The following is a 20,095-nucleotide window of genomic DNA, read 5'->3' on the forward strand; positions in this document are numbered from 1 at the left end:
TCCACCGCACTTATTAATTCAGCCATTACAACGCAATTTCATCAAGGCTACGCCCAAAACTCGGAATAAACACTTGAATAAAATAATTCATTTCTTCGCTGTGCCATTCTGCCATTAATTTTTCCAAACGCGTTTTTGCTGATGAAAATTCTTGATTCCCCTGCTCCAATTCAAACTTCGCTTTAATATAAGCACAAAGCAGATCCGCTTGTTTTACAAGGTGTTTTTCTTCATCAGAAAACTGCTCGCTATGTAAATAAGGGGCAAAATCGGCTTGTAGTTCTTCAGGTAGTAAACTCAATAAATGAAATTCCGCCGCACTTTCGATCTCTTTATAGGCTTGAGTAATGCTGTCATTAAAATATTTAATTGGCGTAGGCAAATCACCGGTGAAAATTTCTGAACTATCATGATACATTGCCATTACGGCGATGCGTTCAGGATTCACCTGCCCTGCATAAAATTTATTTTTGATCACCGCTAGCATATGCGCCACAAATGCCACTTGCAGACTGTGTTCGGCAAGATTTTCTTTTTCAATATTACGCATTAAAGACCAGCGTTGAATGAGTTTCAAACGATCCAGACAAGCAAAAAAATGGCTAGGTTGTAGAGATTGTAAAGACATTTAATTCACCGAATATTCTTCAATGGTTACAGGTAATGTAATGATTTTCCCTAAGCGTGAAATCACCATATTCACCGTGGTGTTTGGTCTGGTGTTGCTGATCACATTCATCATTTGCGCTGGCGATTCTGCTTTAACATCGCCAAATTGCAACATAATATCACCCGCTTGTAAGCCAGCTTTAGCCGCAGGGCTGTTTTCTCTCACGCTGGTGATTTCAATGCCTTTGCTGCTCGTTTGCCCATCGCTAAACAACACGTCCGTTTGAATACCTAGGAAACCGCGGATCACACGTCCATCGCGAATAATTTTTTTCATTACGTCATTGGCAAGATCAATGGGAATAGCGAAATTCAGCCCTTCGGCAATTTCATTGGCATTTTTACCAATACTCAAGGTGCTAATTCCCACTAATTCGCCAAGGGAATTTATCAGTGCACCACCAGAATTTCCACGATTAATGGAAGCATCAGTTTGGATAAAATTTTGCCGCCCAATGTAATCGCCCACAGCGTTGCGCCCTAAGGCACTGATAATGCCTTGCGAAACACTTTGCCCCAAGTTATAAGGATTACCAATGGCCAGCACCACATCACCAACGTGCAATTTACGCTTGGTATTAGGAATGGTCGGCAGGTTATCAGCACGGATTTTCAGCACGGCTAAATCAGTGAGATTATCTGAGCCGATTAAACTCGCTTCAAAAATTCGCCCATTTTGCATTGCCACCACAATTTGATCGGCATTTTGAATAACGTGTTTATTGGTGAGAATATACCCCTCTTTCGCCATTATCACGCCCGAGCCAAGATTAGTGATCTGCGGTTGTCCACTCACTGAAGTGAAAGATTGGCTATACACATTCACCACCGCAGGCGAAGCAAGCCGAACCGCATCTTTAAAAGAAAAGATTTCTTTTTGAAACAAAGTCTGACCTTGTTTCAAGGAGGGGCTAATCAACAAAATTGCCCCTGCGGCAAGTAAACCAATGATGATCGATTGGATAATCTTTCTTAACATTCTGATTCTCTTTGTATTTTTTGTTTTTTCTGGTTGTTGCTTTACTTTTGTTAAATTTGAACTTGGGTTAATTTTTCGGCTGATAAATGAGCTTTAAATCCTCCCCCACTGGCGTTGCAGATTGCAGCTGCCATAAAGGGGCATCAGCCAATTTATGTAAATGAGGCAAATGGCACAAACCCTTGCCTGCATCGCCCAATAATTTCGGCGCAATATAAACGATTAATTCATCAACCAATTTTGCTTCGATTAACGCACCGGCTAATTGTGCACCCGCTTCAATCCATAAGCTGTTGATCTGACGTTCCGCCAGTTCAATTAAAATTGCGGTGAAAAAATCCGCACTTTTTTCAATCTGTATTGCTTGGCAAAAATCAGGGAAGCCTTGCATATCTCTTGCACGAGAACTCACCAACCAAACTGGCGTAGGTTGTTGAAATAATTGATATTCTGGTGTTACACGGTGTTGGCTATCTAAAATAATACGCACGGGCTGTCGCAGTTCAGTATCAGGATACTGTTGCTGAACGCTCAGAGGAAGCTGTTCCCAACGTACATTTAACATAGGATTATCCATTAGCACCGTTTGGCTGGTGGAAAGAATTGCACTAGCGGCCGCACGGTATTGTTGCACATCTTGGCGCGCCTGCTCTCCCGTGATCCATTTACTTTCCCCACTTGCCATTGCGGTGCGTCCATCAATGCTCATTGCCATTTTCAGTTGCACAAATGGGCGATTGCTACGCATTCTTTTTAGAAAACCTTGGTTGAGCAACTCTGCTTTTTCGGCCAATAATCCCACCGCAGTTTGCACGCCAGCTTGTTCGAGCATTTTTAATCCACGCCCTGCTACTTGCGGATTGGGATCGGTCATTGCGGCAATCACTTTCGCCACGCCTGCTTCAATTAACCCTTTGGCACAAGGTGGCGTGCGGCCAAAATGGGAACAAGGCTCAAGGGTAACGTAAGCCGTTGCGCCACGCGCATTTTCCCCGGCTTCGCGTAATGCCATTACTTCTGCGTGGGGCTGTCCTGCTTTTAGATGAAAACCTTTGCCGATCACCTTGCCGTCTTTTACCAAAACGCAGCCTACGGAAGGATTTGGCGTGGTGGTAAAACGCCCTTGGCTAGCAAGATCCAACGCCATTTGCATAAACTGCTGATCTTGCTGGGTAAATTGTTGTGCATTTTGTTGCATATTAATCCTTCAGGCTCTCAATTTCTTTGGTAAATTGGTTGATGTCGTCAAAACTTAAATAAACAGAAGCAAAACGGATATAGGCCACTTTGTCTAATTTTTTTAGCTCATTCATAGCCAGCTGACCGACAAAATGGCTTGGCACTTCACGTTCCCCTGTCGCGCGCAGTTGATGAATAATGCGGTTAATGGATTTTTCCACATCATCAGAACTCACTGGGCGTTTTTCTAAAGCGTGCTGAATACCACGGCGCAGCTTTTCTTCATCAAAGGGTTCACGGGATTGATCACTTTTAATAATTTTTGGGATCACTAATTCGGTAATTTCAAAGGTGGTAAAACGCTCGTGGCAATGGCCACATTCACGGCGGCGGCGAACCTGAAAGCCATCGGACACCAAACGGCTATCGATCACTTTGGTTTCTTCTGTTGAACAAAAAGGACAACGCATAAATCCTCCTAATCCCCTTTTAAATGGTATTTTCCATTTTAAGCGCTAAAACAGCGTAAAAATTCTTCTTATAAAGGCTTGGATTGTAGCAAAATTTCCTTTTTTTTACGATCTTTATGGGGCAAAAATGATCTTACGCAGGTATTTTGCGACTTTTTGCCTTGCCTTATTGCCTTAGGCGGATTAATTTCCTACTATATCACTCAACTATTTTCATATTTGGAGAAATACAATGAAAAATGAACTAATTTGCTATAAAAAAATGCCCGTGTGGAACAAAGACAGCCTGCCGAAAATGTTCCAAGAAAAACATAACACCAAAGTTGGCACTTGGGGCAAAATCACCGTGTTACAAGGCAAACTGAAATTTTTCGTTTTAACGGAAGACGGAGACATAGTGAGCGAACATATTTTCACCGCGCAAGATGATACGCCTTTTGTTGAACCTCAACTTTGGCACCGCGTGGAAGCGGCGTCTGATGATCTGGAATGTTATTTAGAATTTTATTGCAAGAAAGAAGATTACTTCAGCAAAAAATACAATATGACGCCAACCCATTCTGAAGTGAAAAATGCGGTGGAAATTATTCCTCCTTGTAAAGTGCTGGATCTTGGCTGTGGACAAGGACGCAACTCGCTCTTTTTAAGCCTACTCGGCTACAATGTTACCGCTTGGGATCACAACGAAAACAGCCTTGCTTTCCTCACCAGCACGGCAGAAAAAGAAAATCTCAATATTCAGACCGCACTTTACAACATCAATGACGCCAATATTCAGGAAAATTACGATTTTATTCTTTCCACCGTGGTGTTTATGTTCCTTGACCGCAACGCCATTCCTGCCATTATTGAGAATATGCAAAATCACACAAACGCAGGCGGTTATAACTTGATTGTGGCGGCAATGAGTACCGATGATGTGCCTTGCCCAATGCCGTTTTCTTTCACTTTTAAAGAGGGCGAGCTGAAAAATTATTATCAAGATTGGGAATTGATTAAATACCAAGAAGAAATGGGCGAACTGCACAAAACCGATGAAAACGGTAATCGCATCAAAATGAAATTTGTAACAATGCTAGCGAAGAAAAAATCATAGGAAAGAAAAATAGCAAAGAAAATAAGTGCGGTAGAAAATGTTGAAATTTTTTACCGCACTTTTGTTTTTCGTTTTACTTCTCTCTTTCGCGCCAAAGGGCGAACAATGAGCTATCTTGCATATTTTGCCACTGATCGTAGGCGATCACTTTGCCTTTATCCAACAACACCACTTGTTGCGCTAAGCGTGCTAATTCTTCAAGGCTGTGAGTCACATATAAAATGGGAATAGCAATTTCTTGCGCGAGTTTATCCAAATAATCCAATAATTCTAATTTGCGCGGCAGATCAAGAGCGGAGAGCGGTTCGTCCATCAGCAAAATTTCGGGCTGGCTGAGTAACGCTCGTCCAATGGCAACACGCTGTTTTTCCCCACCTGATAAGGTGATTGGATAGCGTTTAAGCAAATGTTCAATCCCCAAAAGCTGCACAATGCGCATAAATTCTGCGCTATTTTTCTGCTTCATTCCATAGCACAAATTGCCTTTCACCGAATAATGGGGGAATAATCTGCCCTCTTGAAAAACATAGCCCACATTACGATGATTAGGCGCAAGATTAATCTGCTTTTGCGTATCGACTAACGCGCGCCCGTTCAAGCGAATATAGCCCTGATCGGGTTGCAGCAAACCGCTGACTAAATTAATCAACGTGGTTTTGCCCGAACCAGACAAGCCGAATAATGCCGTTACGCCTTGCGTAGGCAGCTGTAAATCCACCGCAAACGCCATTTTACCTAATTGTTTGCGTACATTAATTTCTAACATTGGATTGTCCTAAGCGTTTTTGTGTGTATTTTGCTAACCATTCAGAAATGAGTAAGGAAATCAAGGCGATAGCAATGGCTATGAAACATAAACACGCTGCTGCACTTTCTGCCCCTGGGGTTTCAATAAAGGAAAACATAGCAAGCGGAATGGTTTGCGTAACTTTTGGGATATTGGAAACAAAGGTGATGGTCGCGCCAAATTCCCCTAGCGAACGTGCAAACCCCAGAATAACGCCTGCCAACACGCCGGGTAACGCAAGGGGCAAGGTGATGGTAAAAAAGGTTTTCAAGGCAGACGCTCCCAGGGTGCGCGCTGCTTGTTCGAGCTTGAAATCCACATTTTCGATCGCCAAGCGGATCGATCTCACCACTAAAGGGAAAGACACAATGGCAGAGGCCAATGCCGCACCGTACCAACTAAAACCAAAGCTAAAATCGAACCATTGCAATAAATAACGCCCGATAATGCCATTTCGCCCCATTGCAATTAACAATAAATACCCCACTACCACAGGCGGTAAAACCAAAGGCAAATGGATAATGCCGTTGAGCAACGATTTTCCCCAGAAATCTTTCCGTGCCAGCAGCCAAGCCACCAAGATCGCCCAAGGTAATCCTGCCAGCACGGACACCAACGCCACTTTCACGCTCAAGGCAATGGCATTCAACTCAGCGGGGGAAAAATGAAAAAACATCTGCCAATCCATTTGCATTAAATCCTTTTATTTCACCGCAAAGCCAGCTTGAGTGAAAATTTGCTTCGCTTCGTCAGATGTTAAATAATCTAAAAAAGTTTGGCTTTCTTGGTTATGATGCCCTGCTACAATCGCCGCAGGATATTCAATCGGGGCGTGAGAATTGGCAGGAAAAATTGCCACCACTTTCACTTTTTGGCTTGCCATCGCATCGGTGCCATACACAATGCCTAAGGGCGCTTCGCCCTGTTCCACCAAAGCCAATGCCGCACGCACATTATTTGCCCGTGCTAGTTTTTCTTCCACTGCCTGCCATTGATTTAGACTGGTTAAGGCTTGTTGCGCATATTTCCCTGCGGGAACGTGTGCGGGATCGCCCACAGCAAGATAGCTATTGGCTAATACACTTTGCCATTGTGGATTTTGCACGTCCAATTGAGTAAGTTTGCTTGTTTTAGGCGCAATCATCACTAAACGATTTTGTGCAATATTTACACGGCTTGTAGGCTCAAGCGCCTTATGCTCAGCTAAAAAATCCATCCATTTTTGATTTGCCGAAATAAAAATATCCGCTGGCGCACCTTGGTCTATCTGGCGTGCTAATACAGAAGAAGAGGCAAAAGAAAAATCAATCTCTTCTTTAGGGTGAAGTTTGAGATAGCTCGCTTTCACTTGCTCTAGCGCATTGGTCATTGAGGCAGCAGCAAAAACAGTTAATTTCGCGTGTGCAGAAAATGACATCAACGCGCAAACCGCTAGCGCAGAAACCAGTCGATTTTTTATTCTTAACATAGATTTTCTCCCTTTTGGCTTACCATTATAAAATAAATTATATAACGATTAATAAAATAAAAGCTACATTAAAAACCGAACTTTGCGTAAAATGACAAAAAATTCTACCGCACTTTAAAGATAATGACGTAGGAAACCCAATGTTAGATAGCGAAGTGTTACTCACCATAAAACTGCAACAACAACTTTTTGTTGATCCGAAACGGATTCGTCTGCTGCGTGAAATTGCCAAATCAGGTTCAATCAGCCAAGCGGCGAAAAATGCCAAAGTGAGCTATAAAAGTGCGTGGGATCACCTTGAAGCGATGAATGGCCTTAGCCCAATGCCCTTGCTAGAACGCAATACTGGCGGAAAAAATGGTGGCGGCACGACACTCACAACCTATGCCAAACGCCTACTCAAACTTTATGATCTCTTGGAACAAACGCAACAAAAAGCCTTTTCTATCTTGCAAGACGAACAAGTTTCCCTTGACAGCCTGCTTTCCGCCACCGCGCGTTTTTCCTTACAAAGTAGCGCCAGAAATCAATTTTTTGGCACGGTGAAAAGCCTTACTCAGACAGGCAATCATTGTGCGGTGGAAATTAAAATTCCCCATTTAGATCAATCCATTACCGCCTTTATCACACCACAAAGTGCGGTGCGTTTACAGCTTGTTTTTGGCAAAGAAGTGATGCTGATGATCAAAGCGCCGTGGGTAAAATTATTCACCGAAAAACCGCAAAAAACGTGCAATATTTTCCCCGCACTTTTATCCCACATCAACCAACAACCCAACACCCAAGAAGCCACGCTCACCTTAGGCGAAAACCTACAATGCACTGCCAGCATTGATGATAACTCAAATTTCCAACAAGGTGATAAGCTGTTTTGCTATATTGATCCTGAACAGATTGTGTTGGTGACGATTTGATTTTCTTTTCAATGCATATTTCTTTTGAAGTGCAAAAGATTGCGCATTACTTTTTTATTTTGCGATCTCTATCGCAAAACTACAACAAGGAAAATTGACACTATAATCAACGACAGATAGAATTTGATTGCAGTTTTGTATAATTCAGTTTATTTCGTAAAGAGTACCAATATGAAGAAAAAAATTATTTTACCGAAAAGTTCTGCAAAATTTGTAGAATCTTGTATAAATAATGGTGAAACAAAGCCTATCGATCTAAATAGCTTAGTAAAAAAACAAAAAAAAGAGGAAGAAAGTATTCGTGAAAGCTATTACAGCACTAAATCTACATATCGAAAAGTTTTTGCTTAATTGTGTAAGTAGTAATTCTCTAGAAGAATTGCGTTCAAAATTAAAAAATACCCGAATAAAAACAGGAAACAGAATTCAAATCAACCAGATTATTTATGATATTTATCAAATATCTATTAAAAAAGGCGCTTTTTATATCGGTTATATTGAAACGGACAATGAACTCATCATTATAGGCTATCACCTAAATAATCACGATGTTGATGAAAATGGTAATTTTATTTTTATTACTGGAAGTAATGCCTATGAAATAGGCAAAATAAATATCCTTATTAATAATGGCGTAAGACTATAACTCTCCATCATTTTATTTCTCTTTTACCTTCTTCCCTCAATTTTCACAGTCAGTTAACAAAATTTTTCCATTTTGTGATCTCGATCATTCTGTGTCTATGACAATCATCATAACATCAGCCCACTTTCTTTAATTAAGCTAACTCTGTCTAACAACAGGGATTAATGTCTCTTATTCATTCCTAGGAGGAAATAATGAAATCATTGAAAAAATTATTAGCCGTAAGCTTAGCCGGAGTGCTTGGTCTTTCTTTATTAACGGGCTGTAAAGAAGATAAAAAAGCACAGCAAGAATGGCCATCTGGCCCTGTGACAATTATCACCCCTTGGGCGGTGGGTGGCTTGGCGGATCAAGTCAATCGTGCAATGTCTGAATTTGGTAAAGAACAATTTGGTCAGCCGTTACTGGCAGACAATATTTTAGGCTCTGGCGGTGCGGTAGCACTTACGGAATATCTCAAAGAAAAACCAAACTCAACGAAAATGATTTTTGGTGGTGAAGGTAGCTTTGCTATTGCCCCACTCACAATGAAAGTGGCTTACAAATTCGATGACTTTGTCCCTGTTATTAATGTGTATTCTTCTACTTTCATTTTATTGACTAACCCAAAAACTGGCGTGAAAAGCTATCAAGATTTAGCCCAAGCCATTAAAGACGGTAAAGAAATCAAGATTGGTGCGAACGGAATAAATTCTTCTGAAGCATTACAATCTGCGGCGTTAATTGATGAAATGGGTGGTAAATTCAAAATTATTCCTTATGAAGGCGCAAACCAAGCGCTTGCTGCCGTTGTTTCTGGCGAAATTGATTTTGCGGTTACCCACGCCTCTCTTGCAAAAGAATTTGCTAAAGCGGGCAATATCATTCCTGTTGTGGCATTTGATAACAAACCGTTAAAAGATGATGTATATGACTTGCCAGCCGTTACTCAATTTGGCCACGATACTTGGATGACCAATATCTGTGCGGTATTTATGCGTGCTGGTACCGATCCTGCCAATGTAGAAAAAGCCTACAATGCACTAAAAAATATTATGCAAGAGCCAAAATTCCAACAAGTGGCGAAAAATATTGGCGTCAACATTGATATTCAAGATAGTCAATGGGTGAAAAGCTATATTGATTCCACCATGGCGAAAGCGAAAAAATATGCTGAGTTGGTGAAATAAACATAAATAAGGGATAAGCAATGAAAATTAAAATTTATAAAGAATTTGTTGGTGCGGTGTTATTTTTGGGTGTTTCCACCGTCTTATGGTGGCTTATCCCTTCTCAAATTGAATTAAGTAAAAATGCAGAAGCGATTAATTCACAAACCTTCCCTAAAATGATTGTTGGTCTAATGTGGATTGCTAGTCTGATTTTATTAGGCCGTGAAATATGGCGAATGGTGTGCCAAAAACCTGTCAAAGTGATGACCTTAGATCTGCAAGAAGAAAGCCGTTCACTGTTAATCATTGGCTTGCTGATTTTATATTGGGGACTGCTCTATGTATTACCTTTTTTGGCCGCCTCACTGATTTTTGCGTTACTTTTTCTTTATTTAAGTCATTGTCGAAAATGGCTTTATTATCTCATTGTCGTGCTAACAATTTTAGCGATTAGCTTGGTTTTTGAATATGTATTAGGGGTTTCTCTGCCTTAAGGAGTCAATGATGTTAGAACATTTTGTAAATGGCTTTGAAGCTTTCTTTTCTTGGAGTAGCTTCTTTTATATGAATCTCGGGCTATTCCTTGGGATTATTTTTGGTGCTGTGCCAGGACTAACCGTAATGCTTTGCCTTGTGCTACTTTTGCCTCTTACTTATAACTTAGGCGCAATCGATTCTTTTATGTTTCTGCTCGGCATTTATTGTGCTGGCAGCTACGGTGGATCAATTTCAGCCATTTTAATCCGTACTCCCGGAACGCCTCACGCAACGGCAACAATGATGGATGGTAATCCACTTTCTGTGCAAGGACATTCTCAAAAAGCCTTGAATATCGCCCTTTATGCCTCTTTTATTGGGGGAACATTTAGCGCCTTAGTGTTACTTTTCCTTGCCCCAGAAGTTGCCAAAGTCGCTATGAAAATGGGCTCACCTGAATATTTCCTTATTTGCGCCTTTGGCTTAACCATTATTGCGGGCGTCAGTGGCGATAGCCTGCTTAAAGGCATTATTTCTGGTTGTTTAGGATTATTTATCGCAACGGTAGGGCAAGATCAAATCAGCGGTGGCACAATGCGTTTCACCTTTGATAATGTGTATCTCTATGGCGGTTTCGATTTAGTCATTGTTCTTATTGGCTTGTTTGCTTTGGTGGAAATCATCAATAAAAGCGCTTTATTCTTAAAAGAAAAAGTGCGGTCAAATTCCGAGCAAAAAATTACCTTTGAAAATGAAAAAATGAGCCGTGAAGAATGGAAAAGCATCAGTAAGCCTCTCACACTTTCTTCCATCATCGGCTCAATTATTGGGATTATCCCGGGAACAGGAGCATCAATGGCATCTTTCCTCAGTTATGATGTGGCAAAGAAAATCTCTAAAAAACCCCAATTATTTGGTAAAGGTTCTATTGAAGGGATTGCTGCGGCAGAATCCGCCAATAATGCGGTAACAGGGGCAACCTTGATCCCACTTTTAACCTTAGGTATCCCCGGTGATGGTGCCGTGGCGATTATGCTGGGTGCCTTGATGATTAATGGCTTAACCCCCGGGCCTAATTTATTCCAAAATCACGGCAGCACAGTCTATGCCATTATGATTGGGCTCATTTTCGTGAATTTATTTATGCTTATTCAAGGCAAATACCTCACCCGTGTTTTTGCCAAAGTGGTGAAAATTCCAAGTGTGATCCTTGTGCCAATTATTGCGGTTTTCTGCTTTGCTGGCGCTTATTCCATCAAAAACTCAATGTTTGATGTAGGTACTATCATTGCTTTCGGCGTCATCTCTTATGTGATTAATAAACTTGGATTTTCCGCCATTCCAGTATTACTCGGCTTAGTGCTTGGGGCATTAACAGAAAAGAATTTCCGCCGTTCACTGATGATTTCAGACGGTAACTGGGATATTTTCGTTACTCGTCCTTATGCCCTTGCCTTCCTTATTCTGCTCATTTTGGCATTAGCAATGATTATTTACACTAACTATAAAAAATCTAAACAAACCGACCGCACTTATAAAGTGGTCAAGGAGCTTGTAAAATGACCCGTCCAAATATTCTCTTTTTCTTTTCCGATCAACAACGTTGGGACACCATCGGCGCTTATGGTCAGCCGCTTGATGTAACCCCACACCTTGATGAACTCGCTAAACAAGGGGTGCTGTTTGAAGAAGCTTATTCCCCACAACCTGTTTGCGGCCCGTGCCGTGCAATTTTCCAAACAGGGCTTTATCCAACCCAAACAGGTTGTTTCCGCAATAATATTGCGCTGCCGAAAAATACCAAAACCTTAGCCGATTACTTTACTGAAAACGGCTACGACACCGCTTATATCGGTAAATGGCATTTAGCGAGCGATGGCGAATTGGAGCAAGCGCCAACGGTAGATTACACCATCACCGCCATTCCTCCTGAACGCCGCGGTGGCTACAAAGGATTTTGGCGTGCTGCAGACGTGTTAGAATTTACTTCCCACGGCTATGATGGTTTTGTTTTTGACGAAAATATGAATAAATGTGAATTCAAAGGCTATCGTGTTGATTGTATTACCGATTTTGCCTTGGAATATTTAGATCAATATAATGGCGATAAACCTTTCTTTATGACGATTTCCCATATCGAACCGCATCATCAAAACGATCGTCAAACCTATGAAGGTCCTGAAGGATCGAAAACGCGTTTTAGCCAATATCAGCTGCCACACGATCTCAAAATGCTAAAAGGCAATGCAGATGAAATGTATCCTGATTATTTAGGTTGCTGCCGTAGCCTTGATGATAATTTAGGACGCGTCATTGACAAATTGAAAGAAAAAAATCTGTTTGATAACACCATCATTATTTATGCCTCTGATCACGGCTCGCATTTTATGACGCGCAATAAAGATGAACATCTTAACGGTTATGATGATTACAAGCGTACTTGTCATTCTTCTGCATTACACGTTCCGCTCATCATTGCCGGCCCTGGCTATCGTGGCGGTTTACGCATAAAAGATTTGGTCAGCACCGCAAGCTTGCCAAAAACTTTCCTTGCAATGGCTGGAATTAATGTCGGTAATAAAATGATCGGCGAGAACTTACACGACGTTGTAGAACATACCGATCCACAGCGTCCAAATGAAATTTTCGCTCAAATTAGTGAAAGCCGCATCGGACGTTGTATTCGCACCGATAAATATCTTTACAGCGTCTATGCCCCTAATGTACAAGGTGGCGAGCAAGCAGGTAGTGATTACTATCGCGATGATTTTCTTTATGATTTGGATAAAGATCCATTTGAACTCACCAATGTTGTCGCCGATCCTGCTTATACGGAAATTAAAGCAGACTTGCGGGAACGGTTATGTGAATTAATGGAACAAGCGGGAGAAAAACGCCCAGTGATAGAAAATTAGCAAAAAACTACCGCACTTATAATTTTGCCTTAATTCCTGATATAGCGGAATTAAGGCATATTTCTCTTTATCAGTATTCATAAGCTCATCTTAAAATTTCCCCGCCTCGTTCATGGATTTTTATTGTATAATCCCCCACATTCTGTTGTTTTAATAAGTTATTAAATGAAACCCATATTCCTTGAACTTCGCCATTTGAAAACCCTTTTAGCTTTGAAAGAAACGGGCAGTGTTTCTTTGGCGGCTAAGCGTGTGTATCTCACCCAATCGGCTCTTTCTCATCAAATTAAATTGTTGGAAGAGCAATACGGCTTGTCGTTATTTGAGCGTAAAAGCCAGCCCCTGCGTTTTACTTCGGCGGGGGAGCGTTTAATTAAGTTGGCGAATGATATTTTGCCGAAAGTGGTGGAGGCGGAGCGAGATTTGGCGCGCGTTAAGCAAGGTGAGGCAGGTGAGTTGCGCATTGCGGTAGAATGCCATACTTGTTTTGATTGGCTGATGCCGGCGATGGATAGCTTTCGTCAGAATTGGCCGTTGGTGGAATTGGATATTGTATCGGGTTTTCATACGGATACAGTGGGCTTGTTGCTCAGCCATCGTGCAGATTGGGCGGTGGTTTCGGAAATTGAAGAAACCGCAGGCATTGTGCATAAGCCGTTGTTTTCTTATGAAATGGTGGGCTTATGTGCTAAAGATCACCCTTTAGCAAATAAAGACATTTGGCAAGCGGAAGATTTTATCGATCAAACCTTAATTACCTATCCTGTGCCTGATGATATGCTGGATTTACTGAAAAAAGTGTTAAATCCGAAAGGCATAAACCCAACACGTCGCACCAGTGAATTAACCATTGCAATTATTCAGTTGGTGGCGAGCAAACGCGGTATTGCGGCGTTGCCATTTTGGGCCGCCAAACCTTATTTAGATCGTGGCTATATTGTGGCAAAAAAAATTACCAATCAGGGGCTATATAGCAATCTTTATGCCGCTTTCCGTGAAATGGATGCAGAAGTCGCATTTGTTGATGATTTTTATCAAACGGTGAAAGCACAAAGTTTTTCTACATTACCGGGGTTATCTGTTTTAGATGAGTAGTAATCAATCAGCACAATATTCAAGCCCAGTTTGGGCTGCAGCAAAGGCAGCATTTCCTTATTCTTTACCAATGATGATAGGTTTTCTTTTTCTTGGTGTGGCTTATGGCCTTTATATGAAAGCCCTAGGCTTTGGCGCATTGTATCCTTTTTTTATGGCGGCATTAATTTACGCGGGATCAGTAGAATTTATTGTCGCAGGAGCATTAGTGGTGGCTTTTGCACCCTTACATATTTTCTTGCTGACCTTAATGGTGAGCTTACGCCAGCTCTTTTATAGCCTTTCAATGCTGGAAAAATACCATTCAAAATTGGGCAAAAAACGCTGGTATTTGATCAGCACGCTGGTAGATGAAAGTTTCTCGCTTAATTATATGGCAAAAATTCCACCGCACTTAGATAAAGGCTGGTATATGCTTTTTGTTAGCCTATATTTGCATTGCTATTGGGTGATTGGCGCGGTGTTAGGCAATCTCTTTGGTGATGTGATTCCTTTCGATCTGAAAGGCATTGAATTTGCGATGACGGCACTTTTTTTAGTGATTTTTGCAGAAAATTGGATGAAAGAGAAATCCCACGAAAGTTCCTTATTAGGTTTGGGGGTCGCCTTGCTTTGCTTAGTGGTGGTGGGGAAAAATCACTTTTTAATTCCAACCCTGATTGGTATTTTAGTGGCGCTTAGCCTGTGGCGACCAAAATTAGCCAGCAAATTAGAAAAGGTGGATTAAATGACATTAACTGAACAGATTATCACCATCGGCATCGCCATCTTAGCAGTACAACTTTGTCGTGTTTTGCCCTTTGTGATCTTTCCCGCTCATCGTCCTGTTCCGCCTTATATTCGCTATTTAGGCAAAGTGTTACCGGGCGCAATGTTTGGAATGTTGGTGGTGTATTGCTACAAAAATATTGATTTTTCCACCGCCTATTTTGGCGCGCCCGATTTTATCGCAGGTGCGGTGGTTTTAGGCTTACATTTTTGGAAAAAGAATATGTTTTTGTCGATGATCGCAGGCACGGCATTGTATATGTTTTTAGTGCAAGCTGTTTTTGTGCATTAACATTGAATTTTTTATTTTTCTTGCTGTCTGAGTGTAGACAATATATTCATAGACATTTCCTTAAGGATTTTATCTTGGAGAAGATAATGAAAAAAACAAATTTATTTTTAACCACCTTATTTGCAAGTGCAACTGTATTATTAGCAGGTTGTTCAGAGCCTAAACCAGCTACATCAGCGAAGGCACAAGCGCCTGCATCGGAGCAACAAGCACCATCCGTGGTGGAAAAATCAAAACAGTCTTCTGGCTTTGTTCAGCACGTAAAAGGCAAAATTACAGGGTATGATTTTGACTCTTATAAATTCCCAGGCAAAAAAGGGGAAGTATTAACATTAACGTTAGACACCAAGGGCGATGCTGAAGCGTTCTTATTCGGTTATGATGATTATAGTTATGGCGAGTCATTCACTTTGCCTGAAACCGCAGAATATGAAGTGCGCGTTGCACAACCGCGTAACTCAGCAAGACAAGATAAAAGCGCGGAATACGATTTAACGATTGAAGTGAAGTAATTCATCAAAGTTATTAAGAAAATAGGATAAGACTTTGCTCTTATCCTATTTTTATTGGCTCAATTCTCTACTGTTTGCCTGGCTCAACAAATTCCACTTGTGGTGGTGTGATCTTTAAATAGCCTTGGTCACCGGTTAAGTCATTATTATTCACATAACCCAGCTTACAAGAACTTATCTTCTGCTGATAACCAAATAGATTTAACAACAAAGTAGAAATTTGCTGATGAAATAAACGATCACATTGTGAGAAATCTTGATGTAATTGTTGTTGCAACACACTGTCAGGGGTATATAACACCGTTGGCACAAGATAATTATCTTCGTCCATTGTTGCCTGAATATGACGCTCAGGGGTAACAAATTGCCCGTGATCAGAAGTATAAACAAAAAGCCAATCTTGCGCCGATTGCTGTTCTAAATAATGAATAATGGCTTTCATTAGCTTATCGGTGGCATAAATAGTATTGTCATATTCATCATTTGCCGTTTTATCGCCAAATACTTTTTGTTCCGCCGTTAAAATCTTGCCATAAGGCATATGCGAACCGCGCTGATGTAAAATAATAAAATGATTACCGTCCTGTAAATTAATCTTTTTCAATAAGGGTAATAATTCCCTATCGGACATATGTTGTTTAAATCCAAAACCAAGATCTGTAGGATATTTCAGCTCATCAATCCACGTTTTACCTAATAAATTAAGCAGATCCATATCCTCTTGAGATTGCGCAGTATAAAAATAAGTTTGGTAGCCTTGTTGTTTAGCTAAACGAAATAAATTCGTTGTGCCTTTAGAAATTTGGGATAATCCATTTGGGTATTCAATAGCATTGAATAAAGAAGGAAGTGCAATTGCAGTAAGCAATCCCGCAGAATAGGTTTCTTTTACAATAGGTTGAGCATCAGATTGAGCAAATTGCGTTAAAAATGGCGTGGTGTTTCGATTTTCAAAATCATAACCAAAATAACTGACGTGTTTAGCACTTTCACTCTCACCAAGTAAGAAAATAATATTACGAACTTTAGGTTTGCTCACAACTTGTGGCTCTTCCATTTGATAATCAGGCACAGCACTTAAGTGCAAAAACTTATAGGGTAAGGTATGTCCGACAAACGAACTTAAGCTAAGATAATTTGTTTTAATTCGGCTATAAGAAAGTTTTGGGGAAATGATGCTTTTACTCTCATCTAAAGCCACACGCGCAATACCAAAAATCATCAAGAGAAAAAATACGCCATCAGCAATCCAAGAACGTTTACGTTGAAAACATAAAATAGAGCTGACAAAAATAACTTCTAACAAACCCCATAATGCTGGAAATAATGTCTTTCCAGCCAATGAGCTAGTTGCCCCCATCACTTCGTGCCATTCTTTAAATAGCAAATATAAATTCATTGGTGTGATCCAGCCTTGATAAGCGGCATAATGGATATTGTTACCAATAAAACTCATTGCAAAGAAAGCAAGAAGCAAGCATTGCGCTACTCTTGATTTAACAAAATATAACAATGCAACAAATACCAAAATAAACGCATAATTCTCCGCTAATTTACCCATAGGCAAAGCTGGAACAGCAAACACAATGCGATAAAGTAATTCGCTTCCGAGTAATAGCACACTGTATAACACAATGAGTGATAGGGCTTTTTTCATTTTGATGATCCTAAAAGATTAAAATGAGCGAGATTGTAGCACAACACAATGATTTATATAAACAAAGCACACTAGCTAAAGTGCGGTGCTTTTTTGATAAATTTTTTTCCATTATATGAATATTAATTTAATTCATACAAAACGTGAAAATTATGACGTTGCATAATACAGAGCCTTTCGGCATTATTAAACACAAGAAAGACGTTTAGACGTCTATTTGATTAAATTACAAAGACAGGAGTTTGATTATGACAACATTTCACGTTTTAGGTTTTCCTCGCGTTGGTGCAAAACGTGAGCTTAAATTTGCTCAAGAACGTTATTGGCGTGGTGACATTGCAGAACAAGATTTATTAGACATCGCAAAAGCATTGCGTGAGATCAACTGGAAGCACCAAGCGGCGGCGAAGGCAGATTATGTCGCGGTGGCTGATTTCACCTTCTACGATCATATTTTGGATCTGCAAGTGGCAACAGGGGCAATTCCTGCGCGTTTTGGTTTCGACAGCCAGAGCTTAACCCTTGACCAATATTTCCAACTGGCGCGTGGGAATAAAGATCAATTCGCCATTGAAATGACAAAATGGTTCGACACCAACTATCACTACCTTGTGCCAGAATTTCACAAAAATACCGAATTTAAAGCCAATCCCGCCCATTATGTGCAACAAATTCGCGAAGCAAAAGTACTCGGTTTGAACGTTAAACCGACCATTGTTGGGCCATTAACGTTCTTACATTTAGGGAAAGAAAAAGGCGAAGCCTTTAACCGCTTTGAGTTATTAAACAAACTTGTGCCTGTTTATGTGGAAATCTTAAACGCGTTGGCAGCTGAGGGCGTGGAGTGGATTCAAATTGATGAACCAGCCTTAGCGGTGGATTTAGCCCCTGAGTGGGTTGAGGCTTACAAAGTGGTGTATGCCACATTAAGCGAAAAAGTAAACGCAAAATTATTACTCGCGACTTATTTTGGCTCGGTGGCACAGCACGCAGAATTGCTCAAAGCCTTACCTGTGGACGGTTTGCACATTGACTTAGTACGCGCCCCTGAACAGCTCGCCGCTTTTGCGGATTATGACAAGGTGCTTTCCGCTGGTGTAATTGACGGGCGTAACGTATGGCGAGCCAACCTCAATCAGGTGTTAGATGTACTTGAACCGTTAAAAGCCAAATTGGACGAGCGTTTATGGATTGCACCAAGTTGCTCTTTATTGCATACCCCTTATGATCTTTCTGTGGAAGTGCAACTCAAAGAGAACAAACCTGAGCTTTACAACTGGTTGGCGTTCACGCTTCAAAAAGTGCAAGAATTGTCCGTCATTAAGACCGCACTTGAACAAGGGCGTGCTGCCGTGCAAGCAGAGCTTGATGCAAGCCAAGCAGCGGCTGATTCGCGTGCGAACAGCAAAGAAATTCATCGTCCTGAGGTGGCAGAGCGTTTAGCAAACTTACCAGCGGGAGCAGATCAACGCAAATCACCATTTGCTGAGCGTATCGCCAAACAAAATGCGTGGTTAAATTTACCGTTATTGCCAACCACAAATATCGGCTCATTCCCGCAAACCAGCGAAATCCGCCAAGCTCGTGCCCAATTCAAAAAAGGTACGCTAAGCCTTGAAGATTACGAAGCGGCGATGAAAAAAGAAATCGAGTTGGTGGTGCGTGAGCAAGAAAAACTCGACCTTGATGTCCTCGTTCACGGTGAAGCAGAACGTAACGATATGGTGGAATACTTTGGGGAATTATTAGACGGTTTCGCCTTCACCAAATTCGGCTGGGTGCAAAGCTACGGTTCACGTTGCGTGAAGCCACCAATTATTTACGGCGATGTAGTACGCCCTGAGCCAATGACAGTACGCTGGTCGCAATACGCCCAAAGCCTCACCAACAAAGTGATGAAAGGAATGCTCACTGGCCCTGTTACGATTTTACAATGGTCTTTCGTGCGTAACGATATTCCGCGTGCAACCGTGTGTAAACAAATTGGTGTGGCACTTTCTGACGAAGTGTTAGATTTAGAAAAAGCAGGCATTAAAGTGATCCAAATTGACGAACCAGCGATCCGCGAAGGCTTACCGCTTAAACGTGCGGATTGGGACGCATATCTCCAATGGGCAGGCGAAGCGTTCCGTTTAAGCTCAATGGGCGTGCAAGATGATACACAAATTCACACCCATATGTGTTATTCCGAATTTAACGACATCTTGCCAGCCATCGCGGCACTGGATGCAGACGTGATCACCATTGAAACTTCACGTTCGGATATGGAATTGTTAAACGCATTCGCTGATTTCAAATATCCAAACGACATCGGCCCAGGCGTGTACGACATTCACAGCCCACGCGTACCAAAACCAGAGGAAATTGAACATCTGTTACGCAAAGCCTTGAAAGTGGTACCAAAAGAGCGTTTATGGGTAAATCCAGATTGCGGCTTAAAAACCCGCGGCTGGACAGAAACCTTACAGCAATTAGAAGTAATGGTTGATGTGACCAAGAAATTACGCGCTGAACTGGCTTAATAAAAACTAAAAAAATTGAGAAAATATCACCGCACTTAAGTGCGGTGTTTTTTTGCGATTTTTCTCTAGAAAAGAGCCCTACCTTGCTGTAATTCGCCGCTAAACTAAATGAACAGCGGATAACAACATTATCCACACAATCGTTAATGCTGGCCCAAGCAGCCTAATAATGACCCCGCCTAAACGAAATTCAGATTGTTTGATCAAGCCTGTACTAAAAGCAATGGCATTTGGTGGTGTGGAAACGGGTAAAAATAACGCACAAGAAGCACTTAGCCCAATGACTAAGGGCAAAATCATTGGATTTGTATTTCCTCCGCCCACCATTGCGAGCAGAGATACCCCCATTGGTATGAGAATGGTTGTGGCAGCAGTGTTACTCATAAAATTCGATAATAACACCGTGATAAAGCCAAATAAGATAAGCAATAACACAAAGCTTACTTGAATATGGCTAATTTTCTCCACAAAATGGGTGGCGATTTGTGATCTGCCCCC

The 20,095-nt window shown here is 41.3% G+C and carries 21 protein-coding genes and 1 pseudogene; 13 read left to right on the forward strand and 9 right to left on the reverse strand.

Features of this window, described 5'->3' with window-relative positions; genetic code table 11:
* Positions 1–25: 25 nt before the first annotated feature.
* The 4 genes from yfbR to nrdR all read right to left on the reverse strand — a co-directional run bounded on the left by yfbR (position 26) and on the right by nrdR (position 3,297).
* Positions 26–628, reverse strand: coding sequence for a 5'-deoxynucleotidase (gene yfbR / locus ACLS0A_RS07580; RefSeq protein ID WP_126372872.1), 603 nt, complete (start codon positions 626–628; stop codon positions 26–28).
* Entirely contained in the window at positions 629–1,648 is a 1,020-nt protein-coding gene (gene degS, locus ACLS0A_RS07585) for an outer membrane-stress sensor serine endopeptidase DegS (RefSeq protein WP_416082695.1), read from the reverse strand.
* Between the two features lie 67 nt (positions 1,649–1,715).
* Positions 1,716–2,846 (reverse strand): bifunctional diaminohydroxyphosphoribosylaminopyrimidine deaminase/5-amino-6-(5-phosphoribosylamino)uracil reductase RibD, encoded by a 1,131-nt coding sequence (ribD, locus tag ACLS0A_RS07590; RefSeq protein WP_416082696.1) that lies wholly within the window; start codon positions 2,844–2,846, stop codon positions 1,716–1,718.
* A 1-nt stretch (position 2,847) separates the two neighbouring features.
* Entirely contained in the window at positions 2,848–3,297 is a 450-nt protein-coding gene (gene nrdR / locus ACLS0A_RS07595; protein ID WP_103853080.1) for a transcriptional regulator NrdR, read from the reverse strand.
* Between the two features lie 232 nt (positions 3,298–3,529).
* Here nrdR and tehB point away from each other — a divergent pair, with 232 nt between their 5' ends.
* Complete coding sequence (gene tehB, locus ACLS0A_RS07600; protein ID WP_416082697.1) at positions 3,530–4,393, forward strand: SAM-dependent methyltransferase TehB; 864 nt, start codon at positions 3,530–3,532, stop codon at positions 4,391–4,393.
* Between the two features lie 88 nt (positions 4,394–4,481).
* Here the strand turns inward: tehB and modC are convergent.
* The 3 genes and pseudogenes from modC to modA form a co-directional block, all read right to left on the reverse strand.
* Positions 4,482–5,159: pseudogene (modC, locus tag ACLS0A_RS07605) on the reverse strand (molybdenum ABC transporter ATP-binding protein); the annotation flags it as partial.
* Positions 5,146–5,868, reverse strand: a complete 723-nt coding sequence (gene modB / locus ACLS0A_RS07610; RefSeq protein ID WP_416082698.1) for a molybdate ABC transporter permease subunit — start codon at positions 5,866–5,868, stop codon at positions 5,146–5,148. The pseudogene modC and the gene modB, both read right to left, overlap by 14 nt.
* Before the next feature lie 15 nt (positions 5,869–5,883).
* Positions 5,884–6,648 (reverse strand): molybdate ABC transporter substrate-binding protein, encoded by a 765-nt coding sequence (gene modA / locus ACLS0A_RS07615; protein WP_416082699.1) that lies wholly within the window; start codon positions 6,646–6,648, stop codon positions 5,884–5,886.
* A gap of 140 nt (positions 6,649–6,788) precedes the next feature.
* Between modA and ACLS0A_RS07620 the strand changes: the two genes are divergently transcribed.
* The 11 genes from ACLS0A_RS07620 to ACLS0A_RS07670 all read left to right on the forward strand — a co-directional run bounded on the left by ACLS0A_RS07620 (position 6,789) and on the right by ACLS0A_RS07670 (position 15,418).
* Positions 6,789–7,562: a TOBE domain-containing protein gene (locus ACLS0A_RS07620; protein ID WP_416082700.1), complete on the forward strand. Its 774-nt coding sequence runs from the start codon at positions 6,789–6,791 to the stop codon at positions 7,560–7,562.
* A gap of 171 nt (positions 7,563–7,733) precedes the next feature.
* Positions 7,734–7,913 carry a hypothetical protein gene (locus ACLS0A_RS07625; RefSeq protein ID WP_416082701.1) on the forward strand — a complete coding sequence of 60 codons (180 nt, stop codon included), beginning with the start codon at positions 7,734–7,736 and terminating at the stop codon, positions 7,911–7,913.
* Entirely contained in the window at positions 7,864–8,208 is a 345-nt protein-coding gene (locus ACLS0A_RS07630; protein WP_416082702.1) for a hypothetical protein, read from the forward strand. Before ACLS0A_RS07625 ends, ACLS0A_RS07630 begins: the two co-directional genes overlap by 50 nt.
* A 194-nt stretch (positions 8,209–8,402) precedes the next feature.
* Positions 8,403–9,377, forward strand: coding sequence for a tripartite tricarboxylate transporter substrate binding protein (locus ACLS0A_RS07635; RefSeq protein ID WP_416082703.1), 975 nt, complete (start codon positions 8,403–8,405; stop codon positions 9,375–9,377).
* 20 nt (positions 9,378–9,397) lie between these two features.
* Entirely contained in the window at positions 9,398–9,853 is a 456-nt protein-coding gene (locus tag ACLS0A_RS07640; protein ID WP_265753969.1) for a tripartite tricarboxylate transporter TctB family protein, read from the forward strand.
* Positions 9,854–9,863: 10 nt separating this feature from the next.
* Entirely contained in the window at positions 9,864–11,399 is a 1,536-nt protein-coding gene (locus ACLS0A_RS07645) for a tripartite tricarboxylate transporter permease (RefSeq protein WP_416082711.1), read from the forward strand.
* Positions 11,396–12,751, forward strand: coding sequence for a sulfatase-like hydrolase/transferase (locus ACLS0A_RS07650; RefSeq protein WP_416082704.1), 1,356 nt, complete (start codon positions 11,396–11,398; stop codon positions 12,749–12,751). The genes ACLS0A_RS07645 and ACLS0A_RS07650 overlap by 4 nt, the downstream gene beginning before the upstream one ends.
* Before the next feature lie 165 nt (positions 12,752–12,916).
* Positions 12,917–13,846 (forward strand): LysR family transcriptional regulator, encoded by a 930-nt coding sequence (locus ACLS0A_RS07655; RefSeq protein WP_416082705.1) that lies wholly within the window; start codon positions 12,917–12,919, stop codon positions 13,844–13,846.
* Positions 13,839–14,573, forward strand: a complete 735-nt coding sequence (locus tag ACLS0A_RS07660) for an AzlC family ABC transporter permease (protein WP_416082706.1) — start codon at positions 13,839–13,841, stop codon at positions 14,571–14,573. The genes ACLS0A_RS07655 and ACLS0A_RS07660 overlap by 8 nt, the downstream gene beginning before the upstream one ends.
* Positions 14,574–14,906, forward strand: coding sequence for a branched-chain amino acid transporter permease (locus tag ACLS0A_RS07665; protein WP_115249871.1), 333 nt, complete (start codon positions 14,574–14,576; stop codon positions 14,904–14,906).
* Positions 14,907–14,992: 86 nt separating this feature from the next.
* Positions 14,993–15,418 carry a hypothetical protein gene (locus tag ACLS0A_RS07670; protein WP_416082707.1) on the forward strand — a complete coding sequence of 142 codons (426 nt, stop codon included), beginning with the start codon at positions 14,993–14,995 and terminating at the stop codon, positions 15,416–15,418.
* 67 nt (positions 15,419–15,485) lie between these two features.
* Here ACLS0A_RS07670 and ACLS0A_RS07675 read toward each other — a convergent pair whose 3' ends face one another.
* Positions 15,486–17,075 (reverse strand): phosphoethanolamine transferase, encoded by a 1,590-nt coding sequence (locus ACLS0A_RS07675; RefSeq protein WP_416082708.1) that lies wholly within the window; start codon positions 17,073–17,075, stop codon positions 15,486–15,488.
* A gap of 248 nt (positions 17,076–17,323) precedes the next feature.
* Here ACLS0A_RS07675 and metE point away from each other — a divergent pair, with 248 nt between their 5' ends.
* The gene (metE, locus tag ACLS0A_RS07680; protein WP_423105277.1) at positions 17,324–19,597 is read left to right on the forward strand and encodes a 5-methyltetrahydropteroyltriglutamate--homocysteine S-methyltransferase; all 2,274 of its coding nucleotides are present in this window, start codon (positions 17,324–17,326) and stop codon (positions 19,595–19,597) included.
* 99 nt (positions 19,598–19,696) lie between these two features.
* On the opposite strand, the gene ACLS0A_RS07685 is transcribed toward metE, so the two are convergent.
* Positions 19,697–20,095, reverse strand: a 399-nt coding sequence (locus ACLS0A_RS07685; protein ID WP_423106805.1) for an anion permease, incomplete at its 5' end; no start/stop codon positions are given.

It is taken from the genome of Avibacterium volantium (genome assembly GCF_049366555.1).
Classification (GTDB): Bacteria; Pseudomonadota; Gammaproteobacteria; order Enterobacterales; family Pasteurellaceae; genus Avibacterium; species Avibacterium volantium_A.

Coding starts and splice junctions, on each gene's coding strand:
- ACLS0A_RS07660 (WP_416082706.1), top strand. CDS start 13,839: ATGAGTAGTAATCAATCAGCACAATATTCAAGCCCAGTTTGGGCTGCA.
- ACLS0A_RS07620 (WP_416082700.1), top strand. CDS start 6,789: ATGTTAGATAGCGAAGTGTTACTCACCATAAAACTGCAACAACAACTT.
- ribD (WP_416082696.1), bottom strand. CDS start 2,846: ATGCAACAAAATGCACAACAATTTACCCAGCAAGATCAGCAGTTTATG.
- ACLS0A_RS07665 (WP_115249871.1), top strand. CDS start 14,574: ATGACATTAACTGAACAGATTATCACCATCGGCATCGCCATCTTAGCA.
- tehB (WP_416082697.1), top strand. CDS start 3,530: ATGAAAAATGAACTAATTTGCTATAAAAAAATGCCCGTGTGGAACAAA.
- modB (WP_416082698.1), bottom strand. CDS start 5,868: ATGGATTGGCAGATGTTTTTTCATTTTTCCCCCGCTGAGTTGAATGCC.
- nrdR (WP_103853080.1), bottom strand. CDS start 3,297: ATGCGTTGTCCTTTTTGTTCAACAGAAGAAACCAAAGTGATCGATAGC.
- yfbR (WP_126372872.1), bottom strand. CDS start 628: ATGTCTTTACAATCTCTACAACCTAGCCATTTTTTTGCTTGTCTGGAT.
- ACLS0A_RS07655 (WP_416082705.1), top strand. CDS start 12,917: ATGAAACCCATATTCCTTGAACTTCGCCATTTGAAAACCCTTTTAGCT.
- ACLS0A_RS07625 (WP_416082701.1), top strand. CDS start 7,734: ATGAAGAAAAAAATTATTTTACCGAAAAGTTCTGCAAAATTTGTAGAA.
- ACLS0A_RS07650 (WP_416082704.1), top strand. CDS start 11,396: ATGACCCGTCCAAATATTCTCTTTTTCTTTTCCGATCAACAACGTTGG.
- metE (WP_423105277.1), top strand. CDS start 17,324: ATGACAACATTTCACGTTTTAGGTTTTCCTCGCGTTGGTGCAAAACGT.
- ACLS0A_RS07635 (WP_416082703.1), top strand. CDS start 8,403: ATGAAATCATTGAAAAAATTATTAGCCGTAAGCTTAGCCGGAGTGCTT.
- degS (WP_416082695.1), bottom strand. CDS start 1,648: ATGTTAAGAAAGATTATCCAATCGATCATCATTGGTTTACTTGCCGCA.
- ACLS0A_RS07670 (WP_416082707.1), top strand. CDS start 14,993: ATGAAAAAAACAAATTTATTTTTAACCACCTTATTTGCAAGTGCAACT.
- ACLS0A_RS07675 (WP_416082708.1), bottom strand. CDS start 17,075: ATGAAAAAAGCCCTATCACTCATTGTGTTATACAGTGTGCTATTACTC.
- modA (WP_416082699.1), bottom strand. CDS start 6,648: ATGTTAAGAATAAAAAATCGACTGGTTTCTGCGCTAGCGGTTTGCGCG.
- ACLS0A_RS07645 (WP_416082711.1), top strand. CDS start 9,864: ATGTTAGAACATTTTGTAAATGGCTTTGAAGCTTTCTTTTCTTGGAGT.
- ACLS0A_RS07640 (WP_265753969.1), top strand. CDS start 9,398: ATGAAAATTAAAATTTATAAAGAATTTGTTGGTGCGGTGTTATTTTTG.